13 protein-coding genes are annotated in these 20,443 nt (G+C 64.3%); 8 read left to right on the forward strand and 5 right to left on the reverse strand.

Features of this window, described 5'->3' with window-relative positions; genetic code table 11:
• The first annotated feature begins 76 nt into the window (after positions 1–76).
• The gene (locus tag OCT39_RS11845; RefSeq protein WP_263584668.1) at positions 77–1,231 is read left to right on the forward strand and encodes a putative zinc-binding metallopeptidase; all 1,155 of its coding nucleotides are present in this window, start codon (positions 77–79) and stop codon (positions 1,229–1,231) included.
• Here OCT39_RS11845 and OCT39_RS11850 read toward each other — a convergent pair.
• A complete protein-coding gene (locus OCT39_RS11850) occupies positions 1,228–2,229 on the reverse strand; it encodes an alpha-E domain-containing protein (RefSeq protein WP_263584669.1) in 1,002 nt (333 codons plus the stop codon). The genes OCT39_RS11845 and OCT39_RS11850 overlap by 4 nt on opposite strands.
• Positions 2,230–2,232: 3 nt before the next feature.
• Positions 2,233–3,717 (reverse strand): circularly permuted type 2 ATP-grasp protein, encoded by a 1,485-nt coding sequence (locus OCT39_RS11855; protein WP_263584670.1) that lies wholly within the window; start codon positions 3,715–3,717, stop codon positions 2,233–2,235.
• A 258-nt stretch (positions 3,718–3,975) separates the two neighbouring features.
• Here OCT39_RS11855 and OCT39_RS11860 point away from each other — a divergent pair, with 258 nt between their 5' ends.
• From OCT39_RS11860 to OCT39_RS11870, 3 genes are read left to right on the forward strand one after another with little or no spacing between them, the layout of a single operon-like run.
• Positions 3,976–7,329, forward strand: coding sequence for a DUF2126 domain-containing protein (locus tag OCT39_RS11860; protein ID WP_263584671.1), 3,354 nt, complete (start codon positions 3,976–3,978; stop codon positions 7,327–7,329).
• 41 nt (positions 7,330–7,370) lie between these two features.
• Complete coding sequence (locus tag OCT39_RS11865) at positions 7,371–9,761, forward strand: circularly permuted type 2 ATP-grasp protein (RefSeq protein ID WP_263584672.1); 2,391 nt, start codon at positions 7,371–7,373, stop codon at positions 9,759–9,761.
• Positions 9,758–10,633: a transglutaminase family protein gene (locus OCT39_RS11870; RefSeq protein ID WP_263584673.1), complete on the forward strand. Its 876-nt coding sequence runs from the start codon at positions 9,758–9,760 to the stop codon at positions 10,631–10,633. The genes OCT39_RS11865 and OCT39_RS11870 overlap by 4 nt, the downstream gene beginning before the upstream one ends.
• 54 nt (positions 10,634–10,687) lie before the next feature.
• Here the strand turns inward: OCT39_RS11870 and OCT39_RS11875 are convergent, their stop codons facing one another.
• Positions 10,688–11,395 (reverse strand): DUF3581 domain-containing protein, encoded by a 708-nt coding sequence (locus OCT39_RS11875; RefSeq protein ID WP_263584674.1) that lies wholly within the window; start codon positions 11,393–11,395, stop codon positions 10,688–10,690.
• A gap of 104 nt (positions 11,396–11,499) precedes the next feature.
• On the opposite strand from OCT39_RS11875, the gene OCT39_RS11880 reads away from it, so the two are divergent.
• Positions 11,500–14,427, forward strand: coding sequence for a hypothetical protein (locus OCT39_RS11880; RefSeq protein ID WP_263584675.1), 2,928 nt, complete (start codon positions 11,500–11,502; stop codon positions 14,425–14,427).
• Positions 14,428–14,433: 6 nt separating this feature from the next.
• On the opposite strand, the gene OCT39_RS11885 is transcribed toward OCT39_RS11880, so the two are convergent.
• The gene (locus OCT39_RS11885; RefSeq protein WP_263584676.1) at positions 14,434–15,144 is read right to left on the reverse strand and encodes a trimeric intracellular cation channel family protein; all 711 of its coding nucleotides are present in this window, start codon (positions 15,142–15,144) and stop codon (positions 14,434–14,436) included.
• Between the two features lie 141 nt (positions 15,145–15,285).
• Here OCT39_RS11885 and OCT39_RS11890 point away from each other — a divergent pair, with 141 nt between their 5' ends.
• The 3 genes from OCT39_RS11890 (at position 15,286) to OCT39_RS11900 (ending at position 18,870) form a co-directional block, all read left to right on the forward strand.
• On the forward strand, positions 15,286–15,777 hold the full coding sequence (locus tag OCT39_RS11890) for an NfeD family protein (RefSeq protein ID WP_263584677.1): 492 nt from the start codon (positions 15,286–15,288) through the stop codon (positions 15,775–15,777).
• 2 nt (positions 15,778–15,779) lie between these two features.
• Positions 15,780–16,841, forward strand: a complete 1,062-nt coding sequence (locus tag OCT39_RS11895; RefSeq protein WP_263584678.1) for an SPFH domain-containing protein — start codon at positions 15,780–15,782, stop codon at positions 16,839–16,841.
• A 241-nt stretch (positions 16,842–17,082) separates the two neighbouring features.
• Positions 17,083–18,870 (forward strand): GGDEF domain-containing protein, encoded by a 1,788-nt coding sequence (locus tag OCT39_RS11900; RefSeq protein ID WP_263584679.1) that lies wholly within the window; start codon positions 17,083–17,085, stop codon positions 18,868–18,870.
• 14 nt (positions 18,871–18,884) lie between these two features.
• On the opposite strand, the gene OCT39_RS11905 is transcribed toward OCT39_RS11900, so the two are convergent.
• Positions 18,885–20,189: a DUF2252 domain-containing protein gene (locus tag OCT39_RS11905; RefSeq protein ID WP_263584680.1), complete on the reverse strand. Its 1,305-nt coding sequence runs from the start codon at positions 20,187–20,189 to the stop codon at positions 18,885–18,887.
• Between the last annotated feature and the right edge of the window lie 254 nt (positions 20,190–20,443).

The following is a 20,443-nucleotide window of genomic DNA, read 5'->3' on the forward strand; positions in this document are numbered from 1 at the left end:
CAGTGCTCTGCGCTGTGTAAAAGGACGTCATCCTGGCGCAGGGAAAAGGGTCAAAGGTCGTTACCAGGAGGTACTCATGCAGACCTTTAGCTGTGGCTGTGGTAATCCGCTGTTTTTCGAAAATACGCGCTGTGTGGCCTGCGAATCTGAGGTGGGCTGGTGCCCGTCGTGCCGCGCCATCGTGGCGCTCGACCCGCTCGAGCAGGGCGGCTATCAGTGCACGACCGCCGGCTGCGACGCGCACCTGACCAAGTGCCACAACTACGCCGTCGAGAACGTATGTAATCGCATGGTGGTGACGGCCACGGTAGAGGATGCGCCGATGGATCAGGCATCCGACAACGGCTTCACGAGCCACACTTCAAGCGCCGATACCACCGGTATCGACGTACTCGGCAGCGACCCGCTGTGTGACTGCTGTCGCCACAACGACATGATTCCGGATCTGAGCGTCGAGGGCAGCCGCGAGCGCTGGGCCGCGCTGGAGGCGGCCAAACGGCGGCTTTTCTACACGCTGGATCTATTGAAGCTGCCTCACGGCGCCACGCCCCAGGAGAGCCACGTGCCGCTGCGCTTTTCGTTCATGGCCGACGCCCTGCCCGACCAGGGGCTCTGGCGCTCGGTGGCGGGCCAGCAGAAGGTGTACACCGGCCATACCAACGGGCTGATCACCATCAACGTCAAAGAGGCGGACGCGGTCGAGCGCGAGCGCCTGCGGGTGGACATGAACGAATCCCACCGCACGCTGATCGGCCATTTCCGTCACGAAGTGGGCCACTACTACTGGGATCTACTGGTCAAGGATCAGGACGAGCAGGCGTGCAAGGCGGTCTTTGGCGATCACGACAACCCGACCTACAGTGAAGCGTTGGAGCAGTACTACCAGCAGGGTGCGCCGCAAGACTGGGCCGAGCGCCATATTTCCGCCTACTCCACCATGCATGCCTGGGAGGATTTCGCCGAAAGCTTCGCCTACTACCTGGATATGGTGTCGGTACTCGATACGGCGCTGCACATCGGCCTCTCCCGCGCCGAGTACGACGGTACGCTGGACAGCATGCTGCTGGCCTATCACCAGGTGGGCCAGGCCGTGAACGAACTCAATCGAGACATGGGGCTTTTGGATCTGGCCCCGGCGGTTCTCGCCCCGCCGGTGCGTGAAAAGCTCGACTACCTGCACACGCTGATTGCGCGCGCAGGCACCAAGGAGAGCGCGCCGCTTGACGACTAGTCGTTATCCTGTTCCCCGCTGAAGCTGCTCTGCGACTGGCTTTGCGTGACGCGTGGAACGTCTTCGCTATTGACGAAGTAGGTGGTGCTGAGCGTGTCGTGGATTTTGGCGAAGCCCACCTGCAGCTCGTCGACGAACGCGTGCAGCTTGCTCGGTGAATGGGCGAGCGCCTGGATGTCGGCGTCGACCACGTCCGCGCGCACCAGCGATACCGTCGCCACCACCCGGTCCTGGCGCGGCAGCCACTGAAGCTCGTGGGCCAGAATCTCCAGGCTGCAGGCGATCGCTCGCGGCAAATGGCTATCCTGAAGCAGAAAGCGCAGCACGTCCGGGCCACGCACGCGCAGGCGAACCTGCTGGCGATACATCTGATAGGCGGTCAGGGATTTGAGCACGCTCATCCACTGCAGGTTTTCGAAGGGCAGAAGCTCCTCCGGGTTTTGCGGCAGCAGGCTCGCCGAACGCACGTCGAGAATCCGCGTCGTCATGTCGGCGCGCTCGAGCTGGCGGCCCAGCTGGATGAAGGTGCGCGCCGGGCCGTAGCTCAGCGTGCCTTCGATCAGCCCGGTCAGGGTCTGACAGCTTCGAATCACGTTTTTCAAAAAGGTGTCACGCCGGCGCGGGCTGACGCCGTTTTCGGCGTGATCCGCCACGCTCAGATACAGATGATTCACCTCTTCCCAGATCTCGCGCGGCACCACGTCGCGGGTGGTGCGCAGATTCTCGCGGGCGCTGGCAAGCGCGGCAAGAATGGAGCTTGGGTTTTCGGTATCGGCGCAGAGAAAATGCACCACCGCCTGCTCGTCGAAGTGATCGAAACGCGCGCGGTACTGCTCGAGCGTGCCGGTCATTTCGATCAATGGCGCCCAGCCCAGCGGCAGGTTGCGCGGCAAGTCGAGCATCAGGTGGCTGTTGACGCTCAAAAGCCTCGCGGTATCCTCGGCGCGCTCGATGTAGCGCGCCATCCAGTAAAGATTTTCAGCGACCCGTGACAGCATGGCTCAGTCCCCCTTTTGATCGGCGTGGGCCGGGTCGAGCTCGTCGACCTCGACGATCCAGGTGTCCTTGCTCCCCCCGCCCTGGGAAGAGTTGACCACGAGCGACCCTTCCACCAGCGCGACCCGCGTAAGCCCCCCGGTGGTCACGTGGATGTCCGGGCCGGAAAGAATGAAGGGGCGCAGGTCGACGTGGCGCGGCTGCGGAAGCCCGCCGGCAAGCGTCGGCGTGGTGGACAGTGCAAGCGTTGGCTGCGCCATGTAGTTGCGCGGATTGGCGCGAATCAGCTCGGCGAACTCCTCGCGCGTCTCTTTGGTCGAGCGCGGGCCGATCAGCATGCCGTAGCCGCCGGACTCGTTGGCCGGCTTGACCACCAGCTCGTCCAGATGCTCGAGTACGTAGTCACGGTCCTTGTCGAACATGCACAGATAGCTCGGTACGTTGGGCAGAAGCGGCTCCTCGTCCAGGTAGTAACGAATCAGCTCCGGCACGAAGGCGTAGACTACCTTGTCGTCGGCGACGCCGGCGCCCGGGGCGTTGGCCAGCGCCACGTTACCCGCCCGCCAGGCACGCATCAGTCCGGCCACGCCGAGCGTCGATTCCGGGTTGAAGACCTCCGGGTCGAGGAACTCGTCATCGACTCGACGATAGATCACATCCACTCGGCGACGTCCTTCCACCGTGCGCATGTAGACCACGTCCTTGTCGTCGACCAGCAAGTCGCTGCCCTGAACCAGCTCCACGCCCATCTGCTGGGCGAGGTAGGCGTGCTCGAAGTAGGCGGAGTTGTAGATACCCGGGGTGAGTACGACCACCTGCGGGTCGTCGCCGGGGCGCGGCGACATCGCCGCCAGCATGTCGTAGAGCTGGGCGACGTAGTCATCCACCGGCAGAATCTTGTTCGAGGCGAAAAGCTCCGGCAGCACGCGCTTGGTGACGTTGCGGTTTTCGAGCATGTAGGAGACGCCGGAAGGAATACGCAGGTTATCCTCCAGCACGTAGAGCGTGCCGTCGCCCCCACGCACCAGGTCCGAGCCGCAGATATGGGCCCACACCTTATGGGGCGGATTGATGCCCACACACTGCGGGCGAAAATTGACCGACTGCGCCAGCACCTCCGCCGGCAGCACCTTATCCTTGACCACCTTCTGGTCGTGGTAGAGATCGTCGATGAACAGATTCAACGCCTGCACGCGCTGCTTGAGCCCGGCCTCGGTCTTGCGCCATTCACTGGCCGAAATGATGCGCGGCACGATATCGAAGGGCCAGGCGCGGTCGATCATCGCGCCTTCGGAATACACCGTGAAGGTAATACCCATGGTACGAATGGCGATTTCGGCGGCGGTCTTGCGCTCGGCGAGTTCATCGGCGCTGAAGCGGGCGAGCATGTTGCAAAGCTCGAGCGCCGAGGCGCGGGGTTGGCCCGGGGCGGCGATGAGCTCGTCGAAAAAGTCTCGACAGGGGTAATGATTCCAGTTCACTTGGCTCATGGGCGCTCTCCTGGCGCAGCGAAGGACCACGGGTCCGATAGCTTCAGTTTAGATCCTTCTTTTTTAATCGCACTCTATCGGGTAACGCTCTGTAAACGTTATTCAACTCTAGACAACGTATGAAACATTCAACGCAAATAGTGCTGCAAAAAAAGCGACCCAGGGCGATACTTCACTTCATTCAGCGATGATCCGCCGCGGTGCCGGTGTCAGGGCCTGGGCGACTCCATCGAACTTCGCTTCAACCAAGGGTGGCCCATGACCATTCGCGTTGCCTTGCACCACCGTACCACCTACCGCTTCGATCGCGCGGTGGCGCTTTCACCCCACGTGATTCGCCTGCGTCCGGCACCGCACTGTCGTACCCACATCGAGGCGTATTCGCTGGACATCTCCGGCGACGATCACTTCGTCAACTGGCAGCAGGACCCCTTCGGCAACTTCAACGCGCGGGTCGTGTTTCCCACGCCACGGCGCGAACTCACCATCGCCGTCGAACTCATCGCCCCCATGACGGTGATCAACCCCTTCGACTTCTTTTTGGACGACATCGCGCAAACCGCGCCTTTCGTCTACCCGGATGGGCTCAAGGGCGAGCTTGGCCCCTACCTCGAGGCAGAAGCGCCGGGGCCAAAGCTTGCCCAATGGCTGAGCGAGGTGGATAAAACGCCGATCACCACGGTGGATTTTCTGGTCGCGATCAACCAGCGCTTGCAGCGCGACATCAGCTACCTGGTGCGTATGGAGCCTGGGGTGCAAAGCTGTGAAGAGACGCTGACGCTGGGCAGCGGTTCGTGTCGCGACAGTGCCTGGCTTCTGGTGCAGATCTTTCGCCATCTGGGTCTGGCGGCGCGTTTCGTTTCGGGCTACTTGATCCAGCTGGTGCCGGACGTCAAGGCGCTGGATGACGGGCCCAGCGGCACCGAGGTGGATTTTACCGACCTGCACGCCTGGACCGAGGTCTTTCTGCCCGGTGCGGGCTGGGTCGGACTCGACCCGACCTCGGGCCTGTTCGCCGGCGAAGGTCACATACCGCTGGCGGCCACGCCCACCACCGGAAGCGCAGCGGCGATCACCGGGTTCTCGGAGAAGTGCGAGGTCAGCTTCGACGTCGAGATGCGCGTCGAACGCATTCACGAAGACGCCCGGGTCACCAAGCCCTACAGCGATGCCCAGTGGGCGAACATCGTCGCCCTCGGCGACCAGGTAGACGCCGAGCTGCAAAAACAGGACGTTCGCCTGACCATGGGCGGCGAGCCCACCTTCGTCTCGATCGACGACATGGAGAGTCCGCAGTGGAATATTGATGCGCTGGGCGCTCACAAGCGCGAGCGCGCCGAGGCGCTTTTGACCCGGCTGCAGGCCGCCTACAGCGATGGCGGTGTGGTTCAGCAGCAGCAGGGCAAATGGTACCCGGGCGAGCCACTGCCGCGCTGGGCGCTGGCCTGCTACTGGCGCAAGGACGGCAAGCCCCTGTGGCGCGACCCGAAATGGCTCGCCTGCATGGCGGATGCCCCAAGCGTTCACGCCAACGAGATGCTGGCAAAAAGCTTCACCCACGCGCTGGCCGAACGGCTGGGCCTCGAGCCACGCTTCTGGATTCCGGCCTTTGAAGACGCCTACTACTACCTGTGGAAAGAGCAGACGTTGCCGGTCAACATCGACCCGCGCGAGGCGAACCTGAAAGACGACGCCGAGCGGCGTCGGCTGGCCCGGCTTCTGGAGCGAGGCTTGGGCGCGGTGGTGGGCTACGCCCTGCCCCTTCGCCATTCGGTGAGCCAAAGCCACCGCTGGGAAACCGGGCGCTGGCCGATCAAGCGCGATCACCTTTATCTCACTCCAGGTGATTCGCCCATGGGCCTGCGCCTGCCGCTGTCGGCGCTGCCCTGGGCGGACCCGGACGACCAACCCAAGGCCCAGTCGGTGTTCGCCCCGCGCGCCGAGATCGGCGACATTCACGGCGAAGTGGCGCGGCGTCACGCCGAGCAACACCGCTTTAGCAGCGCCGAGCGTTTCGGCCAGAGCACCCACACGAGCTCGAGCCACCCGGAAGGCGAGTCGGTGCAGCAGCAGCCCAACGCCGAGGAGGACCGCGGCAAGGGCGTGGTGCACACAAGCCTCTGTGTCGAGCCCCGCGACGGGCGCCTTCATATCTTTTTGCCGCCGCTGACGCACTTGGAGCACTACCTGGATCTGCTTGGCAGTATCGAGGAGTGCGCCAAAGAGCTTGGCTGCCCGGTGATGATCGAAGGCTACGCCCCGCCCCGCGACCCGCGGCTGGAGAGTTTCATGATCACCCCGGACCCGGGTGTGATCGAGGTCAACATCATGCCCGCCGCCAGCTGGCAAACCCTGGTGGCGCAAACCGAGCGGCTTTATGAAGAGGCGCGCCTGTCGCGGCTCGGCACCGAAAAATTCATGCTCGACGGCCGCCATACTGGCACCGGCGGCGGCAACCACGTCACCCTCGGCGGCATTACCCCGGACGACTCGCCGTTTCTTCGCCGCCCGGACCTGCTGGCGAGTCTCGTCACCTACTGGCAGCACCACCCGAGTCTTTCGTACCTGTTCTCCGGGCTCTTCATCGGCCCCACCAGCCAGGCCCCGCGGGTGGACGAGGCGCGTCACGAGGCGCTTTACGAGCTCGAGATCGCCCTTTCTCAAATGCCGGTCGGCGAAGTGGTCCAGCCCTGGCTGGTCGACCGACTGCTGCGCCACCTGCTGACCGACTTGACCGGCAACACTCACCGCGCCGAATTCTGCATCGACAAGCTCTACTCGCCAGACAGCGACAGCGGGCGGCTGGGGCTTTTGGAGCTTCGAGGCTTCGAGATGCCGCCCCATGCGCGCATGGGATTAATGCAGATGCTTCTGATCCGCGCGCTGGTCGCTCGTCACTGGAAGGCGCCCTACCGCGCCCGGCCGGTGCGCTGGGGCAGCGCGCTTCAAGACCGCTGGATGCTACCTCACTACCTGTGGGAAGACTTGAGCGACGTGCTGGGCGATCTGCGCCATCACGGCTTCCACTTCGAACTCGACTGGTTCGAGCCGTTTCGGGCGTTTCGCTTTCCCGTCCACGGCCGGCTCACGACGTCGACGCTCGACATCGAGCTACGTCAGGCGATCGAGCCCTGGCACGTGCTCGGCGAAGAGGCCACCGCCGGCGGCACTGCGCGCTACGTCGACTCCTCCGTCGAGCGTCTGGAGGTCAAGGTCAGCGGCATGAGCGATGAGCGCTATATCGTCACCTGCAACGGGCGTCGCGTGCCGCTCAAGGCCACCGGGCGCAGTGGTGAAGCGGTGGCCGGAGTGCGCTACCGTGCCTGGCAGCCACCGTCGGCGCTGCACCCGCACATTCCGATTCACGCGCCGCTGGTGTTCGATGTGATCGACACCTGGAACGAGCGCAGCGTGGCAGGCTGCACCTATCATGTGGTTCACCCTACCGGGCGCAACTTCGAACACTTTCCGGTCAACGCCTTCGAGGCCGAGGCGCGCCGGTTGGGGCGCTTCATTCCTGGCGGCCATACCCACGGCTTCCAGATGCCCGACGCGGAGTTGCCAAGCCACGAACTGCCGCTAACGCTGGATTTACGCCGCCGGCCCAGCTAACGGGTTATCATCCACCCTCACTCGCCGTTTTGGAACACTGTATGACCGCCTCTGTGACGCCCTTGCCCACCGCTATCGGGCTGGTCGAGGGATATATTGAACAGCTAGGCAAGGGAATGCCCGTACCGTTCGACGCCATGGTCGACCGCCACGGCCAGCTACGCCCGGGCTGGCCGGCACTGCTTTCGTGCCTGGACGCACTGGGCGCGCCCGGCCGCTTTCGCCAGCAGGAGGATTTGAAGGGTCTACTGGCTGAAAACGGCGTGATTTTCAACATGCACGACGAGCACCAGGGTCGCTCCTGGCGGCTCGACCCGCTGCCCTGGGTGATCCAGCCCGGCCAGTGGCAGACCCTGGAAGCGGGGCTTGTGCAGCGAAGCCGGCTGTTCAACGCCATCTATCACGACCTTTACGGCCCGCGTACGCTGTTCGATGCGGGGCTTTTGCCCACTCAGGCGCTGCTCGCCTCGACGGATTTTCTGCTGCCGGCCCACGGCGCCCACCCGGCCGATCGCGCGCCGATCAACTATCACGGGGTCGACGTCATTCTTGACCGTGACGGCCGCTGGCGAGTGGTAGGCGACCGGCTCCAGGCGCCGTCGGGCACCGGATTCGCGCTCGAAAACCGCATCCTGATGGCCCGCGCTCTGCCGCAGATGTACCGCAACGCGCCGCTCAAGCGCCTGGCGAGCTTTCTCGACGCCCATCACCGTACCCTCACCGTGCTGGCCTACCAGCATCGCGACAACCCGACCGTGGTGCTTTTAAGCCCGGGGCCACAAAGCCCGCGCTACTTCGAACACGCTTATCTTGCCAACTATCTCAACATCGCGCTGGTCCAGGGGCAGGATCTGGTGGTGCGAGAAAGCCAGCTCTGGCTTCGAACCCTTGGCGGGCTCAAGCCTGTCGACGTGGTGCTGCGCCACTGCCGGGATGCCGAGTGCGACCCGCTGGAGCTCAAAGGCGACTCGGCGATCGGTGTGCCCGGGCTTTTGCAGGCCGCGCGCACCCAAGGGGTAGCGCTCTCCAACGCTTTGGGCGTCGGGGTGCTGGAAAGCGAGGCGCTGACGAGCTATCTGCCCGCGCTTTGCGAGCACCTGCTGGGTGAGCCGCTCAAGCTCACCGCCGCGACCGCCGACACCGCCTCTGCCACCATGCCGGTGTTCGATGAAACCCTCTCCACGCTGAGCCCGGCCACTTTCAACCTGCGCTGCTTCGTGGCGCGCACGCCCAAAAGCGTGACGGCGCCAAAGGCCACCGACGAGGATTACCAGGTACTGCCCGGCGGGCTTGGCTGGCTCGGCGAGCCGGGCTCGCCGTCGCTTCAAAGCCCGGTGGTCAAGGATGTATGGGTCACCGCCGACAGCGCCCAGCCCCACGTCAGTCAGCTCAAGCAGGCGCGCGGCCCGGTCGTGGTCACTCGCGACAGCGAAGATTTGCCCAGCCGCGTAGCGGAGTGCCTCTACTGGCTGGGGCGCTACGGCGAGCGCCTCGATAGCCGCGCCCGGCTCTTGCGCGAGGCGCTGATGCGGCTCATGGAGTACGACCAGGACGATATCGCCGACCAGGTGCTGGACGAGCTTTTGCTGGCGCTCGATCTGTGTGATCCCAAACGCGCCGACGCCGCACCGCCTCAAGGCTTTGGGCCGAAGCGGGCGGCGCTTCTGACCCAGTTCGACGGGCGCGACCCGCGCGCGCTGCAGCCGCTTTTTTCGCAGCTTTTACACAACGCGCGCAGCGTGCGTGACCACCTGGGCGACGACTCCTGGCGGGTCGTTCACCAGCTTCGTCAGCAGTTCGACGCCTTCGATCCAAACATCGATACCAGCGCCGCGCGGCGCGCCTGTGAAGGGGTATTCGCCCAACTCGCCGGCTTTTTCGGGCTGTGCAACGAGACCATGCCGCACCATTTTGGCTGGCGGTTCATGGATATCGGCCGCTTTCTGGATCGGGCGCTGGGGCTTTTGACGCTGTTGAAGCTGACCCTCAATGCCCGCCCGGAGCGGCGTTCGGCGCTATGGGAGGTCGTGCTGGCCACCACCGACAACTTCACCGCCTACCGACGGCGCTACCGAAGCGAGCTTCACCCGGCGGCGATCATCGACCTGCTACTGTTCGACGAAACCAACCCGCGCTCGGTGGGCTACATGCTCAAGCGCCTGCACAAGCAGGTCGAGCGGTTGCCCGGCAGCGCTACGCCTTACCGCAACGCCGAGCGTAGGCTCTTGATTCAGGCCAACGCCGCGCTGCACCTGGCGGATATCGACCGGCTCAGCCACGTCAACGACACCCCGGAAGCTCAGCAGGCGCTCGTCCAGCTGCTCGATGAGCTGCTCGCACCGCTCAACGCGCTGTCCGATGCGATCAGCCACAGCCACTTCAGTCACGTCGAGCGCGCGCGGCTGCTGGTCAGCGTAGAGGTCGCACCGTGAAATACACCCTTCGCCACACCACGCGCTACCACTACGGCGCGCCGGTCACGCTTTGCCATAGCGAGGCGCGGGTGCTGCCGCGCAAGGCGCAGTATCAGCAGTGCGGCGCCTCGACGCTCACCATTACGCCAACGCCGCACTATCAGGCCGAGCGGCGCGACGTGTTCGGCAACCGGGTACTCTATTTTGCGCTGGAAGAGCCGCACCGCACGCTCGACGTGACCGTCACCACACCGATCAACACCTGGGGGATGAGCCCGCTGCCGGCCTCATCGAGCGGCTGGGAGCAGGTCGCGACGCTGCTGGACGCCGACCCGCGCTTCGAGACCCAGCTCTACCGCATGGACTCGCCCTTCGTGCGCAAAAGCGATGCACTCGCCGCCTTCGCCAAACAGTGCTTCACGCCTAATCGGCCGATCATCGAGGCGGCCCAAGCGCTGACCGCCCACGTGCACGCCCATTTCGAGTACGACCCGAGCTTCACCACGCTCGCCACGCCGCTTTCCGAAGTGTTGGCCAGCCGGCGCGGGGTTTGTCAGGATTTCGCCCATCTGATGATCGGCGCGCTGCGCTCGATCGGCCTTTCGGCACGCTACGTCAGCGGCTATCTGGAAACCGAGCCGCCGCCGGGCAAGCCGCGACTGGTGGGCGCCGACGCCTCGCATGCCTGGCTTGCGCTGTGGGTCCCGGAGTGGGGGTGGCTGTCGTTGGACCCGACCAACGGAACGCTGGCCGGCGAGCGCCACCCGGTGCTCGCCTGGGGGCGCGACTATTTCGATGTAGCGCCGCTCAAGGGGGTCATGAACGGCGGTGGAGGGCACCACCTGGAGGTCGAGGTCGACGTGATCCCGTTCAAGCGCAGCGCCGGCTAGAGCGGTCGCGGCGAGGATTCTATCGCCGGGCGGCCAGCGCCGCCTGGCGATATTTCAGGCGGCTTCGTAGGCGGCTTTCAGCCGGTAAAACTCGTCGACGATCGCGGACATCTGATGGTCATCGTAGTCACAAAGCCCACTGACCACGAGCTTTTTGGACCCGACGCCCACCGATTCGCCGGCGGATTCGATAGCGAACTCCAAAAGCGCCTCGGCACGTTTGCCCTGAACGCTCAAGGAAGAGTCGGTCAGCGCCAGATTCGGCGTGAAGCCATCCAGGCGCGTCAGCGAAAAGCCCATACTGTCGTAGATGACCAGCGGACGCTTGGGGTTGAACATCACCCCGTGCTCTTCCATGAGCGGTTTCAGGTAGTGCGGGAAGTTCTTGCCCGAAAAGGCCACATAGCAGCGCGCGAAGTTCTCGATCACGTCCGGCTCGAATGTCGTTTCGCCCGAGCGCGTCACGTGCAGGTAGCACTTGCCGCTTTCATCGCACACGTGGAGCTTGCCGTCGTCTCCTTCGCTGAACTTGAGCGGCGTGTCCGCCGCGACCATATTGGTAAAGCGAAATTCCATGTGGCGCGAAAGCCCGAATTTGGCCAGCACCAGGGTGAACAAAAGATCCCCTGGCACGCAAAAACGCCTCGCGTCCGGATTATGGATGGGGTTGTAGTCACCGGCGACGCCCTTGGCGAAACGGCTTGCCTGCTCCGCGGAGATCACCACGAGATCTCCGCGCTGCGTGTAAAAATCCTTGAACATGGCTTTGCTGCCTGCCTAGCGTTGAAGTCGAAAACCCATATCAGTCCCTTGTCGCGCATAATGCCATAAAACATGCGCCAAAAGGAGCCATTATCAAAAGCCGTATGTTGCCCAAAACCACCCTGTTACCCAGATGGCTACTGCTGGCACTGAGTATAGTCCTGATCCTGGCCATCATACTTTCGATGGCGTGGTGGCTGGTCAATTCCCTGCTTCTCAACAGCCAGTGGATGGCCAATCGGCTATCGAAAATCGACGGCGTCGAGGTGCGCTGGGAGCGCGCTCACAGCCAGCACCCCGGCCGTTGGGAAGTGGACCAACTGACCCTGACCCGTCAGGACACGGCGCTCCCGGTCAGTATCAGCGTCGAACGCGCCACGCTCTCGTTGTCACTTCCCGCGCTGCTACGCGGAACGCTGCATATCCAGGCGCTGGAGGCCGACGGCATCCGCCGCTTTCGCGTGGGCGATATCGCCCTGAACGCCGAGGGCAATCTTCGCCTCGAAGACGCCACGTTCAGCGGCGATACGCTCAGCGCCGCCCGTCTCATGCTAGCAGTCGAGCAGGGCCGACTGGTGCGCGCAAGCGATGGCGCGATACTCGCCCGCGACATCGCCCTCGACGCCCAGGGCACGCTCGCGCCGCTGCTCACCCGTCAGCCGAGCGACGTCTCGCTCACACCTGCGCTTTTAGAGGCGCTCAGCGCGAGAGTCGACGCCTCGGCCCGGGCGGATGCCTGGGACGTTTTCATGCCCTACCTCGACGCCCTTCCCTGGCTGAGCCTTGCCGGTCGCGGCGCGTTGGAGGTGGCTTTGGCCATGGAGAAAGGTACGCTGTCGGAGGCAAGCGAGGTGACGCTGCGCGCCCCACAGCTCGAACTGGGGGTGGATACGGCAGCGCTTTCGAGCGCACCGCAGCCTGTTGGGCTTTCGCGGCACACCGCGACGGGTAGTGGGCAGGTGCGCCTGCACGTCAGTGACAACGCGCTGCACTTCGCCGCTGCGCTCGAGGACGTCGTGCTGGCCGACGCCACCCCCTACGCCGAACAGGCCGCGCTTTCGATGTCCGCCGCGGTTCCCAACCAGCGCCTGGATCGGTTAGCGCCCCCCAGCGGCGCCGAGCTCGAGCTTGACGGCCGCGTCACGCGCCTGGACATGCTCGACCGCTACCTTCGCCCCTCGACGCCGGGGGCCCTTGCGCTGAGTGGCCAGGGGAGGCTGGGCCTGCGCGTAAGCGTTCGCCAAAGCGAGCTCTATAGAGGCCGGCTCGATATCCAGGCCCAGAATCTCGGCGCGGCCTACGACGATTTCACCGCCCAGGGCGACGGTACGCTAAGCGCCGAGCGCGAACCCGGCGCGCCGCTCGACGCCCATCTCGTGTTGAAGGACGCCTCGCTGACCCACCAAAATCGCACGCTGCTGGCCGATGGCGACATCACTCTGGACCTGGAAAGCCCGATCGAGCAACCGAGCATCGAGAACGTCACCGCTCGGCTTGGCTGGCAAAACGCAACGCTTCCCAGCATCGTCGCCCTCACGCCCTACCTGAACGCGGCGCTTCCCACCCCCGGTGCGCTTGAGCTCGTCAGCGGTCGGGCCAGAAGCCAGGGGCAGCTTTCGCTGGACGCGGGCCAACTGGACGGCGAAGTGACGCTTTCCGGCGAGCGCTGGGTCACCCGCTTGCAAAGCGAGCGCCAACCCCAAACGCTTGAAAGCGACGCCCGGCTTACGCTCAACGTTCGGCATGCCACGCTCGACGGCTCGGCGTTTGATCTCGGCGGCTCATCGCTTCGCTGGCAGGTCGCCAGTCGTGAGGCTCGGGCCGAGCGCCTGGAAAGCGTACTGGTGCTCAGACAGGGGCGCTTTCGCCGCCAGAACGGCGTGCTCGGCGGCGAGCTGTCGCTGGAAGGCGAGGTCCAGCGGCTCGGCTTTTTGAACACCTTTTTGCCCGAGGGCCCGGGGCTTTCCGTGGCAGGAAGCGGCGAGCTGTTCCTGGACGCCGTTTTTACCGGGAGCGAGCTTTTACCGCCGACCCGGCTGCGGGTGAACGCCAACGACCTGGAGGCCCGCTTTCTGGATTTCGCCGCGAGCGGCCGGGGGGAGCTTCACGGCGAGCTTTCAAGCCGCGACGAAGCCTCGCTGACGCTCTCGATCCCGCGTTTTGCGCTGACCCGCGCAGGCGACGACCGCCCGGCGCTCGCCGGGCGTCATTTGGCGCTGACCACGCAGACAGCGCGCTTTCGCCAGGCGCGCGAGGCGCCCTTGCCCGAGTACTTCACCACCCGCGTCGAGCTTCCGGTAATCGAGGTGGCGGACATCACCCGCTACAACGACTACCTGCCGAATACCGACGGCGTCACGCTGTTGGGCGGCCAGGCAAGCCTTGAAAGCGAGTGGCGTCTGGAAGGCTACCAGGTGGAAGGCGAAACCACGCTGCGCGCCTTTCAAACGGAGCTTTCGCTTTTGGAGCAGCGCCTGCGCGGCGATATCGAGCTGCATCTGGCGCTGGCCGAAGGCGACTGGCAGACCCGGCGCTTTCGCGCCGACGACTCCTGGATTCGGCTGGAAAACGTGTTTCGCCTGAGCGACGAGGGCCGGCAGGACGCCGGCTGGTGGGTGCGTCTCGAGCTGACCGACGCCGCGCTGACCCTGGGCGAGCCCATCGAGCTTACCAGCACGCTGCGCCTTGGGATGCGCGACACTGGCCTGCTGGCGCGGCTGTTTTTGGCCCGCGCCCGGGAGAGCGACTGGCTGGGGCGGCTTTTGAACGTGCACGGCATCGAAGGCAGCGCCGAGCTCTCCATGAGCGGCGAGCGCCTCGCGCTCAGTGACCTGACGCTTTCTGGCGGGCCACTTTGGCTGTTGTCGGATGTCACGCTCGAAAAGCAACGCGTCAACGGCGCGCTCTACGCACGCCTGGGGGTGCTGGGGCTCGGGGTCGAGCTCGTCGACGGTGAGCCGAGCCTGCGCCTTTTGCAGCCCAAACGCTGGTTCGACCGCTGGCGCCAGGCACAGCGCTACCCGCGCCCGTAAGCGGCGCTAGCGCCGGCGCTGACGGCGAATCATACGCACCCGCTCTTTCGCCTTTTTTGGCGTAGAGAGCGCGCTGTCGCCTTGCTCGACTTTGGGCGCCACCTTCACCCAGGCGAACTGCGGCAGCGCCAGGCGCCAGCGAATTGCGGCCAAACGCAGCCCGAGCGTTGCGCCCAGCGAGATGGCGATGGTCGCGTAGAGCGGCGCGCCCAGAGTGTAGAGTCCGGCGTAGACGATGCCGCCGGCCATTGCCGCGGTGGCGTAGATCTCCTCGCGCAGCACCATCGGTACGCGCCTTGCGAGCACGTCGCGCAGCATGCCGCCGGCCACGCCGGTCATGATCCCCATTACCACCGCCACCACGGCGGAGGTGCCCAGCAGCAGCGCCTTGTGCGTGCCGATCACCACGAATAGCGCAAGCCCGAAGGCATCGGCCACGGGCAAAAACCGGCGCGACAGCCGGTGAATGTAGTGAAACCCTAAAAGTGCCACGCCCACCGTGGCCAGAATCACCCACAGATAGGTGGGGTCGCTGACCCAAAACACCGGGCGAATGCCGAGCACCAGATCGCGCAGCGTGCCGCCACCGATGCCGGTAACCGCAGCGAGTACCAGCATGCCGAATGGGTCCATCCGCGAGCGACACGCCAGCACCACGCCGGACAGCGCAAAGACGATCACCCCGGTCATATCCAGCCAGTACACCACTCCCGACACACGACTCCCCTTTCATTCGATGCATTCGAACGGCGCGCGCGCCCCTTATTGCGGTAAGCTAGCATCAATTCGCGTGATTACATATGGATGGCTGCCGTCGACGCTTGCGTCATGCTGCGGCGTCTTCAGGAGGAACGCCCCATGGAATGGAACCCTGCCTACACCTGGCTCGTGCTGGCGCTGCTTTTGAGCCTGGCCGAGCTGACCTCCGGCGCCATGCTGCTGCTGGCGCTGGGCGTAGCCGCCGCGCTCACGGCGCTGGTCACCGCGCTGGGGCTTGATCTTACGTGGCAGCTGGTGTGCATGGGCGTTTTCTCCGGCGTGTTGGTGCCGGTCGGCATTGGGTACATTCGCCCGCGCTTTTCACCCCGCGGGGTGGCCTATGGCACCACCGGCACCGGCGTGGAGAAAGGCAACCGTTACACCACCATCACGCGCGATTTCGACGGCGCCACCGGTATCAAGGTCAATGGCGACTTTTACCGCCTGCGCGTGCTCGAAAGCAACGACACCGAGCTTCCCGAAGGCAGCGTCGTGCTGTTCGAACGCTTCGAAGGAACGACCGCCCTGGTCACGCGCGATATCGATGCGCCCCCTGCTCCCGTAGAACCCACCGAGTACAAGGAACCCTGAACATGGATCTACCCATTAGCCCCGGTCTGATCATTAGCCTGATCGTCGTCGTCATCGGTATCACGATCATCGCCAAGGGGCTGGTGATCGTGCGCCAGTCCGAGGTCATGGTGGTCGAGCGCCTCGGCTCGTTCCACCGGGTGCTGGAAAGCGGCATCAACGTGATCATCCCCTTCATCGAGCAGCCCCGCGCTATCACCATGCTGCGCTATCGTAAGCTCGGCGACGAGTACCAGGCGATCACCACCGACGAGATCCGCATCGACCGCCGCGAAACGGTCATGGACTTCCCCGGACAGCCAGTGGTCACCACCGACAACGTCACGGTGCGCATCAACGGCGCGCTCTACTTCCAGATCATCGACCCCAAACGCGCGGTGTACGAAGTGGAGAACATGAGCCAGGCCGTCGAGGTACTGGCCAAGACCACGCTGCGCTCGGTGGTGGGCAAGATGGAGCTCGACAAGCTGTTCGAGTCTCGTGCCGAGGTGAACAACGAAATCCAGGCGGCGATGGAGGAGCCCGCCTCCAAGTGGGGCGTGAAGATCTCCAGGGTCGAGGTGCAGGACATCGCCATGCCCGAAGAGGTGGAGTCCGCCATGCGATTGCAGATGGCCGCCGAGCGTAAGCGCCGCGCCACGGTGACCGAGGCCGAGGGCGAGAAGTCCGCGGCGATCGCCATGGCCCAGGGCCAGCGCGAGTCCGCGATTCTCAACGCTCAGGGCGACAAGGAGTCGGCGATTCTGCGCGCCCAGGGCGAGCAGGAATCGATCAAGCTGGTGCTCAACGCCCTCGGTGAAAGCGAAGATGATAAGCGCACCGTGGTTGGCTATCTGCTGGGCCAGAGCTACATCAAGGTGCTGCCCAACATGGCCAAGGACGGTGAGCGGGTGTTCGTGCCTTATGAGTCCTCAGCGCTTCTGGGCTCGATGGGCATGTTCCGTGAAATGGCGGGCTCCCCGGAAGACACCGTGGCAAGTCATCTGCGCCAAAGCGATGCCGGTCGCGGCACGCGCCACAACGCCTTTCAAAGCGGCGTGGTAGGCGGTGCCGCAGGCCAGTAAGCGCCTTTCACTCGCCTCATTTTTCAAACGCCGAGCCGCCGTGCTCGGCGTTTGACGTTGAACGCCTCCCCAAGCCCGATTTAACGCTTTTGTAGCGTCAAGTGGGGTATATTGGCCTCACCGTTTCATTTACTTTTTTTATGTACATTTTCATGTACGTCTTCATGAACTCCTGACGTGGCGCTCAAGGATGGCGAGCCGGCCAAACGCCGGCGTGCTGCGTATCGGTCAAGAGACTCAGATGCGTTCGTTTGCTTTTTTTGCACGCTGCGGCTGGCTTGTGCTCTTACTGCTTGCCCTGCCACAAGTGGCCCAGGCGGCCAGCCCGCCTGCTCCACTCACCCAGTGGGAGTACCGTTATGGCGAGGCGCCCATTGCGCAAAACGGCGTCACCGGTACAGAGAACGATCCTGCGGTTTGGCAGCCGGTCGCCTCTCCCTCCAACCCGCCGGGGCGAGGTGGCCAGCGCTATCTCTGGCTTCGCGCGACGCTGCCTCAGGGCGAGTGGCACGACCCGGTGCTCTATATCACCAGCATCAATCTGGTCGGGCGGGTCTATCTCGATGGCGAATTGATCTACCAGCACGGCGCGCTCGACGCCGAAGGGCGCGGCCGCTTTGCCGGCTGGCCCTGGCACGTGATCACGCTGCCTACTGAAAGCGCTGGCACCACGCTCGTCTTCGCGCTCTACTCCGATTACACCAGCATCGGCCTTTGGGGGCAGGTACAGGTGATGGAGCGCTTCGACGTTTTCCAGCAGGTGCTTCAGGGCTCCGCCCAGGCGCTCGCGGTCAGCGCGCTGCTGCTCGTACTGGCGATTCTGTCCACCCTTTTCATGTTGGTCGGACCGCAGCGCCGCGGCTTTGGTGCCCTTGCGCTGTTCGCCTACGCCGCCGGGCTCATGCTCGTCGCCGAGGCGCCGGCGCGCCAGCTCTTTTTCACCAACGCCCTGGTCTGGGATACGCTGCGCGCCGCCAGCTATTTCACCCTGCCGATTGCGCTGGGCCTTTTGCTCGGCCACTGGCTCGAAGGCCGCACGCGGCATCTCATGGCGTGGGTCTGGCAGCTGCATCTGCTCTACTTGGCCATCTCCATGGCCGCGGTGGCGCTTGGGCTGGTAGCGCTACCGCTGACGTTTCCGCTGTTCGACGCGCTTTTGCTCGTGACACTGCCCCTGATGCTGGCGCTTGCGTACTGGCGCTTTTCGACGCTCGCTCTCGAGCAGCGCCTGTTGATCGTGAGCATTACGCTGTTTGCGTTCTTGTTGGTGCTCGACATGCTGGTCGCTCACGGCTTTATCGGCTGGCGCCTCGTGCCGCTAAGCAGTGGCCTGCTCGCGTTTACGCTCGCTAACGCGGCGATCTTTCTGTGGCACTACCGGCGCACCCAGCGTCAGCTCGCCCGCGCCAACGAAACCCTGGAACAAGAGGTGACCCGGCGCACCGAAGAGCTCGACCGGCTCGTGTCACGATTTCGCGGGCTCTCCTACCAGGACCCGCTCACCACGCTCTACAACCGCCGCCATTTCGATTCGCTGTTCGAACGTGAGTGCCAGCACGCAAAAGCGCTGGACCGGCCACTGACGCTATTGATGATCGACGTCGATCACTTCAAGTCGATCAACGATCGTTTTGGCCACGCCATCGGCGACATGGTGCTCACCGAGATCGCCCGCCACCTCGAGGCGCAGCTGTCCGGTATCGCCACCGTTTGTCGCTTCGGCGGTGAAGAGTTCGTCGCGGTGATGACCGATCTGCCCGCGCGCGAAGGCCAAAGCTACGCTCAGGCGCTGGTGACGTCCATGGCGGCGCGCACGATCAATCGCCACGGACAGCCACCGATTCGGGTCACGCTTTCCTGCGGTGTGGCCAACTACCCGGAAGATGCGGTGGCCCCCTCGGCGCTGCTCCAGCTCGCCGACCAGGCGCTTTACGACGCCAAGCACCGCGGGCGCAACCGCTTCATGCGCGCGGGCGCTTATCACAACGTTGACGTCTCGGCCCAGCCTCATTCCGGCCGGCCAGGGTAGTGCCCTGGCCGGCCCTAGCTTGCGCCGCCCATGAAGTGCTCGGTGAACAGGCGGTAGTCCTGTTCGACGCAGTCGGCGTAGCGCGTTGCAAACGTAGCCACGCTTTCGCAAAACGCCTCTTCACGGCCGTCGATGCGCCGACACACCGCCTCGACAAAGCGCGCGGGCTCCCGGTGGAGCGCCGCCGCTGCCTGCACGTGGTGCTCGGCAAGCAGCCCGCCCCACTGATGTGCCAGCCGCCGGTACGTCTTGGCGCTTTTGAGCTTGTGGGTAGGCAGGCGCTTCTCGAACCCCGCCACCCGGCGCACCGCGAAGACCCGGTCGTTGAGCGTCAACCAGCCAAGATAAGGGTCGGCGTGAGGCGCCAACGCGTGAAACGCCGCGGCGTGACGAAGTGCTTCGTTGGGAAAGAGCTTGCGCCAGCCCTGCTGGTCAGCGCGGCTCAACAGATGAAATGCCGGCGGCGGCGTCTGCTCGACGACCTCGATGATCACGTCATCGTGCTCACCCCGGGCGCCGCCTTCCAACAGCGCGTAGTAGTGCTCCACTCCCAGCGTGTTGAGCCGGCGCGCCGTGTCCTTGACGCGAAAGTGGCCCTCGTCGCCCTCCTTGACCGGTTTGGGCAGGGTTTGCGGGTAGTCGTTTTCGATCAGCCGTTTGAGCCGGCTTGCCACATCCACCGGCAGGTTGGCGAGCTTGTTCGGCTGCGGGACGAACCGTCGCCCCTGCTGCTCGGTGAGTTCGGTCCACTTGTCCAGCGCGCGGCCGGGGTGCTGCTTGTCCGCCACCTTGCCCAAAAACGCCTTGAGCGGGCCCTTGGTGTTTTGGAGCTCGCTGCCTTTTGCCGACTGGCCTTCTCGAAGCGCGTCAAGCCGCTCTCGATAGCCCTGAGCCAGCGCCCACAGCGCGCGGTCGAGCGCTTTTGACGAAAGCTCGCCGTGCTCGCGGATGTTCAGCACAAGGCTTGCGGCCAGGCGCCACAGATCGAGCTGATAGTCGCCGATCAGCGCGCGATCCACGCCGGTCAAACCATAGCGAATTGGCTGGCCCGCATGCCCCACTGCTGCAAAGGAGTGAAGTCTGGCGTCGCCGTGCAGCCAGGTCTGCGTCTCTGGCCAGCCGCCAAACAGCGCGAGGCGCCACTCGGGCCATACATCCTGCCAGTAAAGATGATTCGTGGCGTCGAAAAAGCGCCGCGACGACGCCGCCATGCGCGCAAATCTCGCCTGGCGCTGCGCCGCGGGTAGCGACTCGCTGGCTACGTGAAGTGCTTCGATAACCTGTTGAGGGCGGTTACGCCCGACCAGCCGATGGCTCATTGCGCGGCTCTCCTGAAGGGATGCAAGCCCCTCAGTCTGGCCGCGCTTCGTTAAGGGTTTAAGACAGTGCAAGCCTGGCAATGACACGAGCTGGAGGCCCAGCCCCCTTGGCTCATGATCTGAAAAAATCCATTAAAACCAGATTAATCAGCTAAATAGGCTACAGTTATAAAGAAAGTCAACATTATCGAGGAGTCTTTTCAACGATTTTCACTATTGGCGTTTGGACGCCCCTTCCGGTTCGCAAGCCCCTA

This window comes from Halomonas sp. GD1P12, from assembly GCF_025725645.1.
Classification (GTDB): Bacteria; Pseudomonadota; Gammaproteobacteria; order Pseudomonadales; family Halomonadaceae; genus Vreelandella.

Excerpts from the sequence above, each read along its gene's own strand:
- OCT39_RS11875 (WP_263584674.1), bottom strand. The coding sequence starts at position 11,395 with ATGTTCAAGGATTTTTACACGCAGCGCGGAGATCTCGTGGTGATCTCC.
- OCT39_RS11850 (WP_263584669.1), bottom strand. The coding sequence starts at position 2,229 with ATGCTGTCACGGGTCGCTGAAAATCTTTACTGGATGGCGCGCTACATC.
- OCT39_RS11895 (WP_263584678.1), top strand. The coding sequence starts at position 15,780 with ATGGATCTACCCATTAGCCCCGGTCTGATCATTAGCCTGATCGTCGTC.
- OCT39_RS11845 (WP_263584668.1), top strand. The coding sequence starts at position 77 with ATGCAGACCTTTAGCTGTGGCTGTGGTAATCCGCTGTTTTTCGAAAAT.
- OCT39_RS11890 (WP_263584677.1), top strand. The coding sequence starts at position 15,286 with ATGGAATGGAACCCTGCCTACACCTGGCTCGTGCTGGCGCTGCTTTTG.
- OCT39_RS11860 (WP_263584671.1), top strand. The coding sequence starts at position 3,976 with ATGACCATTCGCGTTGCCTTGCACCACCGTACCACCTACCGCTTCGAT.
- OCT39_RS11905 (WP_263584680.1), bottom strand. The coding sequence starts at position 20,189 with ATGAGCCATCGGCTGGTCGGGCGTAACCGCCCTCAACAGGTTATCGAA.
- OCT39_RS11855 (WP_263584670.1), bottom strand. The coding sequence starts at position 3,717 with ATGAGCCAAGTGAACTGGAATCATTACCCCTGTCGAGACTTTTTCGAC.
- OCT39_RS11900 (WP_263584679.1), top strand. The coding sequence starts at position 17,083 with ATGCGTTCGTTTGCTTTTTTTGCACGCTGCGGCTGGCTTGTGCTCTTA.
- OCT39_RS11865 (WP_263584672.1), top strand. The coding sequence starts at position 7,371 with ATGACCGCCTCTGTGACGCCCTTGCCCACCGCTATCGGGCTGGTCGAG.
- OCT39_RS11880 (WP_263584675.1), top strand. The coding sequence starts at position 11,500 with ATGTTGCCCAAAACCACCCTGTTACCCAGATGGCTACTGCTGGCACTG.